The organism is Microcystis sp. M53603_WE2, assembly GCF_030065435.1.
Window position 1 is genome coordinate 1 of sequence record NZ_JASJFF010000117.1, and the last position, 1,436, is coordinate 1,436.

The 1,436-nt window shown below is 49.3% G+C and carries 1 protein-coding gene; it reads left to right on the plus strand.

The genetic code is table 11. The annotated features are described in order from the left end of the window. Positions 1 to 341: 341 nt before the first annotated feature. On the plus strand, positions 342 to 1,436 hold a 1,095-nt coding region (locus PX481_RS02840), incomplete at its 3' end, for a SpoIID/LytB domain-containing protein (protein ID WP_288093576.1).

Below are 1,436 nucleotides of genomic sequence, written 5' to 3' on the forward strand. Positions count from 1 at the left end.
AGTGATTGGGGGGAAAATTTAGGGATTTTTTCCCTGAAAATTAGGTAATTGACCACCTGAAAATGGGTAAAACCCCACACCCCACACCCCACACCCCACACCCTGCCCCCACGAAAAACTTTTTCAGCAGCCCCTAATTAGAATAATCGACTAACCCGAATAAATCCCGATTAATCGGACAAAATAAGGCAATTTGCCGATTCAGGGGTCAGAGGACAGAAAAATTGTCAGACAATCGGGAAAAAGTGACGGAGGAAAAATTTTTCCGAACAGGAGTAGCAAAAAAATCCCAGTCCGGGTAAAATTGATTATCGATCGATTGTGTGAGGAGTCCGATCCCCATGACCAATAAACACACAGCAAGGCTGCTGGGCAGTTACCTGCAGCGCCTGCCTGCCCATAGTTGGCTCGTCCTAGTTTTTTGGGCTTTGATTATCGCTCCAGTCCAAGCTGCTGTGGAGTTACGCATTGCCATCAGTAAAGGTGTTAGCGCCGTCTCCGTGGGCAGTTCCACCGATGCTGTGGTGAAAGATGGGGCTGGCAGAGTCCTAGGAGAATTGACCGCCATGAATGCCCTCAATGCTAATCCCAGAGGAAAAGCGGTGGGTTTGGCCGATTGGCAGGCCAGTCAATTGATCATCGAACCGGAGAATGATGGTTACGTCTGGATTAATGATCGCTGGTATCGAGGACGCACAAGGATCATTCGGCAAGGTTCTGGGGTGACAGCCCTAAATTTAGTCGATTTAGAGGAATATCTCTATAGTGTCGTCGGTGCGGAGGCGATTCCCTCCTGGCCGCAAGAGGCCTTAAAAGCCCAATCTGTGGCGGCGCGCACCTATGCTCTCTACCAAATGAATACTTCTGGTAATCGCATCTACGATCTCGATACTACCACCCGCACCCAAGTTTATAAGGGTCTAGAAAGCGAGTTTACTAGCACCCATGAGGCAGTTAATGCCACCGCCGGACAAATTATGAGTTTCAACGGCAAACCGATTCTAGCGGTGTTTCACTCCTCCTCCGGGGGTCATACGGAAAATGTCGAAGATGTTTGGAATTCCCCCTTACCCTACCTGCGCGGTGTCGTCGATTACGATCAAGTCGCCCCGGTATTTCAATGGTCAAAAAACTTTAGTGCCAGGGAATTAGGCCGTTTAATCGGTGGTGTCGGTCGCGTGCGATCGCTATCTCCCGAAAGGATCACTCCCCACGGACGGGTGATTAGAATGCGTATAGTGGGCGATCAAGGCTCTAAATTAATCTCTGATACCCAATTACGGCGAATACTCGAGCTGCGTAGTACCCTATTCACGATTTCAGCTAATAACGGTACTTTTGCCATCAATGGTCGCGGTTTCGGTCATGGGATCGGTTTAAGTCAATGGGGTGCTTTTTCCCTCGCTGACCAAGGGGTGACTTATGATCGCATTCTC